Source organism: uncultured Agathobaculum sp., assembly GCF_963927765.1.
Classification (GTDB): Bacteria; Bacillota; Clostridia; order Oscillospirales; family Butyricicoccaceae; genus Agathobaculum.
Window position 1 is genome coordinate 1 of sequence record NZ_CAWVCU010000046.1, and the last position, 4763, is coordinate 4763.

The following is a 4763-nucleotide window of genomic DNA, read 5'->3' on the forward strand; positions in this document are numbered from 1 at the left end:
AACTCATCGCCCGTCAGGTGCAGCGTACCGACCGCATGCTCCTCATCCATTTCGAGGATTTCGTCCACCAGCAGCATGGGCGGACGATGCGGCAGGATCTCCATGATCTGTTCTTTATTCAGCATATATCTTATACCTCTTTCTCATCCAGCGCAAGCAATTTTATCAATCTGATGCTTTTTTATTCAAGAGAGGGGGCTTTGAAAAGCCCCCCTACCCTCATTCAATGATAACAACCGTCTGGTTATACTCGACCATGTCACCCGGCTGCGCCAGAATGCGCACAACCGTACCGTCGCACGGCGCCTTGATCTCGTTCATGGTCTTCATCGCCTCGATGATGAACAGCGTGTCACCCTCCTTGACCTTCTGGCCGACCAGCACGAACGGTGGCGCATCCGGCGCGGGAGAGGAATAGAACGTACCCACCAGCGGGCTCTTGACCGGCGTGCCTGCGGGCAGCTCCTCTGCCGCAACCGCAGCGGGCGCTGCTTCGCTCTGCGCGGCCGGTGCCGCCGCTGTGGCAACGGGTGCAGCTGCGGGAGCTGCCACCGGAAGGACCGGTGCGGGAGGCGCAGACTTGATCTTGATCTTTACGTCGTCCAGCTCCAGCTCAACCTCGCCCAGACCGCGGTTTTTCAGCGCGTCCATCAGCTCGACGGCGACATCTTTGAGTTCCTTGATATCCATATCTTACACCTTCTTAATCAGGATGCAGGCATTGTGCCCGCCAAAGCCCAACGAATTGGAGATCGCCACATTGACCGGCATCTCGACCGCCTTGTTGGGCGTAATGTCCAGATCGCACGCGGGATCGGCCTCCTGATAGCCGATCGTCGGCGGGATGATACCGTCGCGGATGGCCATAACGCAGGCAATCGCCTCGACTGCGGCCGCGCCGCCAAGCAGGTGGCCGGTCATCGACTTGGTCGAGGACACTTTGACCTTGTATGCCTCATCACCGAACGCCTTCTTGATGGCGATGGTTTCATATTTTTCGTTGAGCGGCGTGGACGTGCCGTGCGCGTTGATATAGTCCACATCCGCCGGGGTCAGGCCCGCGTCCGTGATCGCGCCCAAAATGGCATGTGCCGCTGCTTCACCGTCCGGCGAGGGGCTGGTGATATGATAGGCGTCGCCCGAAGCACCGTAGCCCGCAACCTCTGCCAGAATGGTGGCGCCGCGTTTCTCGGCATGCGACAGGCTCTCGAGCACGAGGCAGCCTGCGCCTTCACCCATGACGAAGCCGGAACGGCGTGCGTCAAACGGAATGGATGCGCAGGTCGGATCATCGCCCGTATGCACAGCCTTCATGTTCTGGAAGCCCGCCATCGAGATCGGAATGATGCCGTTTTCCGTACCGCCGCAGATGACTACGTCCTGATAGCCGTGGCGGATGGCGCGCATCGCCTCGCCGATGGCATGGTTGCCGGTCGCGCAGGCAGATACGGGGCAGAAATTCTCGCCTTTGAAGCCAAAGCGCATCGAGATATAAGCCGCCGCCATGTTGGCGATCATCTCGGGGATGCACAGCGGGGACACGCGGCCCGGCCCCTTTTCATTCAGCTTGGGGATCTCCTGCTCTGCGATCTGCAAACCACCTACGCCCGAGCCGTAAATTACGCCCGTGCGGTAAGGATCAAAATTGCCTTCCTTCAGACCCGCCTGATCAATTGCCTGCTGCGCTGCTGCCAACGCAAAATGGCAGTTGACATCCATGCGGCGCGCCTCGCGCTTGTCCACATACTGCGTCACGTCAAAATCCTTGACCTCAGCAGCCAGCTTTACTTTATAATCAGATACGTCAAACTTGGTGATCGGTCCCACGCCGCACTTACCGGTTTTGAGCGATTCCCAGAAAGTTGCCACGTCATTGCCGACCGGCGTGATCGCGCCCATACCGGTGATGACTACTCGTTCCATCAAAGCATCTCCTTTTCCCTCATACTCCCTGCGGCCTTCCCTTGCCGCAACCATACAAGTGTCAAATCATGCCGCCGTCGGCCACAATGACCTGACCGGTGACATAGCTTGCCGCGTCCGAAGCCAAGAACGCGACAACGCCCGCAATCTCCTCCGGCTTGCCGAAGCGGCCGAGCGAAATCTGTTTGACCGCGCCTTCCTTAACGGCATCCGGCAGCACCTGCGTCATATCCGTGTCAATGAAGCCGGGCGCAACCGCGTTGACTGTGATGCCACGCGCGCCGAGCTCCTTGCTGGCGGTCTTGGTCATGCCGATCAGGCCGGCCTTGGCAGCGGAATAGTTGATCTGTCCCGGGTTGCCCGCAATGCCGGCAACCGAAGCAATATTGATGATACGGCCCTGCTTAGCGCGCATCATCATCGCGCCGCACTGGCTGAGCATGTTGAACGCACCCTTGAGGTTGGTCTGGATGACCGCGTCAAACTGGTCCTCCTTCATGCGCACCATCAGGCCATCGCGCGTAATGCCCGCGTTGTTGACCAGAATATAGGGCACGCCCATCTCTTCCTTGATTTCCTTGAGCGCCGCCGCGCAGGCGTCGTAATCCGACACGTCCCACTGCTTGACAACGGCTTTGACGCCGTATGCACGGCACTTTTCTGCGACTGCCTCCGCCTTTTCGACCGAGGACGCGCAGTTGATGACAATATCATGGCCCTCTGCGGCCAGCTTTTCCGAAATGGCCGCGCCAATGCCGCGCGAGCCGCCGGTGACGATTGCAATACCCATGTCTTTACTCCTTATTCAAAACGCTTGTACGCGTTTTTCAGCAGCGTTTCGGCCTCTTCGGTCATGCCGCGGACGATATCCGCACACGGACGCAGCTCCTTGAGCATGCCCGCGATCTGGCCGGACATAAAGGTGCCTTCCTCGTAGTTGCCGTCCTGCACCGCCTTGCGCAGCGAGCCTGCGGTCGCGGCTTCTAACTCTTCGAGCGACTGCTCGGTGTTGATTTTCTCAAGTTCGAGGCACTTGCGCGCCATCGGGGTCTTGAGCGAACGCACCGGATGACCGGACGGACGACCGGTGACGACGGTCGAGATATCGGTCGCCTTGAGCACCAGCTCCTTATACTTATCCGAAATGAAGCACTCGTCGGACGCGAGGAACACTGTGCCGCACTGCACGCCCTCGGCACCCAGCAGGAACGCCGCCGCCATGCCGCGGCCATCCGCGATACCGCCAGCCGCGATGACCGGAATGCTCAGCGCATCAACCACCTGCGGAACCAGCGGCATGGTCGTCAGCTCACCGATGTGGCCGCCGCCCTCCATACCTTCCGCGATGACGGCATCCGCGCCTGCGCGCTCCATGCGCTTGGCAAGCGCCACCGACGCGACAACCGGCATGACCTTGATGCCCGCTTGCTTCCAGTTTGCCATATATTTACCCGGATTGCCCGCGCCCGTGGTCAGCACCTCGATCTTTTCGTCGATGGCCAGCTGCGCGAGGTCGTCCGCATTCGGGGAGAGTAGCATGATGTTCAGACCAAGCGGCTTATCCGTGATCGCACGCGCCTTGCGGATCTCGTCGCGGATGTAATCGACCGGAGCCGCACCGCCCGCAATGATGCCCAGGCCGCCGGCCTTGGATACGGCCGCCGCCAGATGATGCTCTGCAATCCACGCCATTGCGCCCTGCACGACCGGATACTCGATACCGAGCAATTCTGTGATCTTGGTTTTCATTGAACTCTCTCCTTTACAGTTTCAGTACAAACGCACCATAGGTCAGGCCGCCGCCGAACCCGGTGCATACAATGGTCTGCCCTGCTTGCAGCAGACCGTTTTTCCGCATTTCGTCCAGACAGATCGGCACAGAAGCGGACGAAGTGTTGCCGTAGCGGTCCATATTGACATAGACCTTCTCTTTGGGCAGGTGATAGCGCTTGGCAATCACGTCGAGAATGCGCAGGTTGGCCTGATGCGGCACAACCCAGTCGATCTCGTCAGCCGACACGCCCGCGCGCTGCAAAGCGGTGTCGATCGCCAGCGGTACAGCATGCGCGGTAAAGCGCACGACCGCCGCGCCCTGCATCTTGAGAAAACGCGCCTTGGGGTCCACCGGACGCTCGGCTGCAAACGGGTCCTCCACCGGCAGTGCCTCCATGTACAGATACTCCGCACCCGAGCCGTCCGCCGCGATGAAGGTGGACTGGATGCCGATGTTCTGATCCTCGGTTGCGCGGTAAACCGCCGCCGCCGCGCCGTCACCGAACAGGATGCAGGTCGAGCGGTCGGTATAGTCCGTGATGCGGTGCAGCGTCTCCGCCGAAACAACCAGCACAGTCTTGGCCTTGCCCGCCTTGATATAGCTGTCCGCGATATCGGTGGCGGAAACAAAGCCCGCGCAGGCGTTATTGATGTCGATCGCGCCCACCTGCCGCGCGCCCAGCTTGTCCTGCAAGACACTTGCGGTGTTCGGGGTGTTGGTGTCCGGCGTGCAGGTGCTGACCAGAATCAGGTCCAGCTCTTCCGCCGAAATACCGGCGTCCGCCAGCGCATTCTGCGCCGCACCGAGCGCAAGCTCCCATGTGTGGGTGTTTTTGGCAATGCGCCGCTCCCTGACACCCGTGCGCTTGACAATCCATTCGTCGCTGGTGTCCACCATGGTCTCCAGCATCGCATTGGTCAGTACAAAATCCGGAATGCACGAACCCGTGCCGATCAGTTGGCTGTTGATGACTTCCACACTCCCCAAAAGTTCAAATCGCTCTCCCAAAGCGTGGAAAAGCGACAATAGTTTGATTGACAAAGTAATCCTTGACTATTATAATAAA

General features: G+C 59.6%; 5 protein-coding genes. All 5 read right to left on the minus strand.

Going from position 1 to position 4763, the window contains the following annotated elements; translation table 11 throughout:
- Positions 1-219 precede the first annotated feature (219 nt).
- Genes accB through ABGT74_RS03660 form a run of 5 tightly spaced genes read right to left on the minus strand, consistent with a single transcriptional unit; the run spans position 220 to position 4675 of the window.
- The gene (gene accB, locus ABGT74_RS03640; RefSeq protein ID WP_346704496.1) at positions 220-690 is read right to left on the minus strand and encodes an acetyl-CoA carboxylase biotin carboxyl carrier protein; all 471 of its coding nucleotides are present in this window, start codon (positions 688-690) and stop codon (positions 220-222) included.
- 3 nt (positions 691-693) lie between these two features.
- Positions 694-1926 carry a beta-ketoacyl-ACP synthase II gene (gene fabF / locus ABGT74_RS03645; RefSeq protein WP_346704497.1) on the minus strand — a complete coding sequence of 411 codons (1233 nt, stop codon included), beginning with the start codon at positions 1924-1926 and terminating at the stop codon, positions 694-696.
- Between the two features lie 58 nt (positions 1927-1984).
- The gene (gene fabG, locus ABGT74_RS03650) at positions 1985-2713 is read right to left on the minus strand and encodes a 3-oxoacyl-[acyl-carrier-protein] reductase (protein WP_297284424.1); all 729 of its coding nucleotides are present in this window, start codon (positions 2711-2713) and stop codon (positions 1985-1987) included.
- A gap of 11 nt (positions 2714-2724) precedes the next feature.
- Positions 2725-3672, minus strand: coding sequence for an enoyl-[acyl-carrier-protein] reductase FabK (gene fabK, locus ABGT74_RS03655; protein WP_346704499.1), 948 nt, complete (start codon positions 3670-3672; stop codon positions 2725-2727).
- Positions 3673-3685: 13 nt separating this feature from the next.
- Positions 3686-4675: a beta-ketoacyl-ACP synthase III gene (locus ABGT74_RS03660; protein ID WP_346704501.1), complete on the minus strand. Its 990-nt coding sequence runs from the start codon at positions 4673-4675 to the stop codon at positions 3686-3688.
- Positions 4676-4763: the final 88 nt, after the last annotated feature.

Coding starts and splice junctions, on each gene's coding strand:
- fabK (WP_346704499.1), bottom strand. CDS start 3,672: ATGAAAACCAAGATCACAGAATTGCTCGGTATCGAGTATCCGGTCGTG.
- fabG (WP_297284424.1), bottom strand. CDS start 2,713: ATGGGTATTGCAATCGTCACCGGCGGCTCGCGCGGCATTGGCGCGGCC.
- accB (WP_346704496.1), bottom strand. CDS start 690: ATGGATATCAAGGAACTCAAAGATGTCGCCGTCGAGCTGATGGACGCG.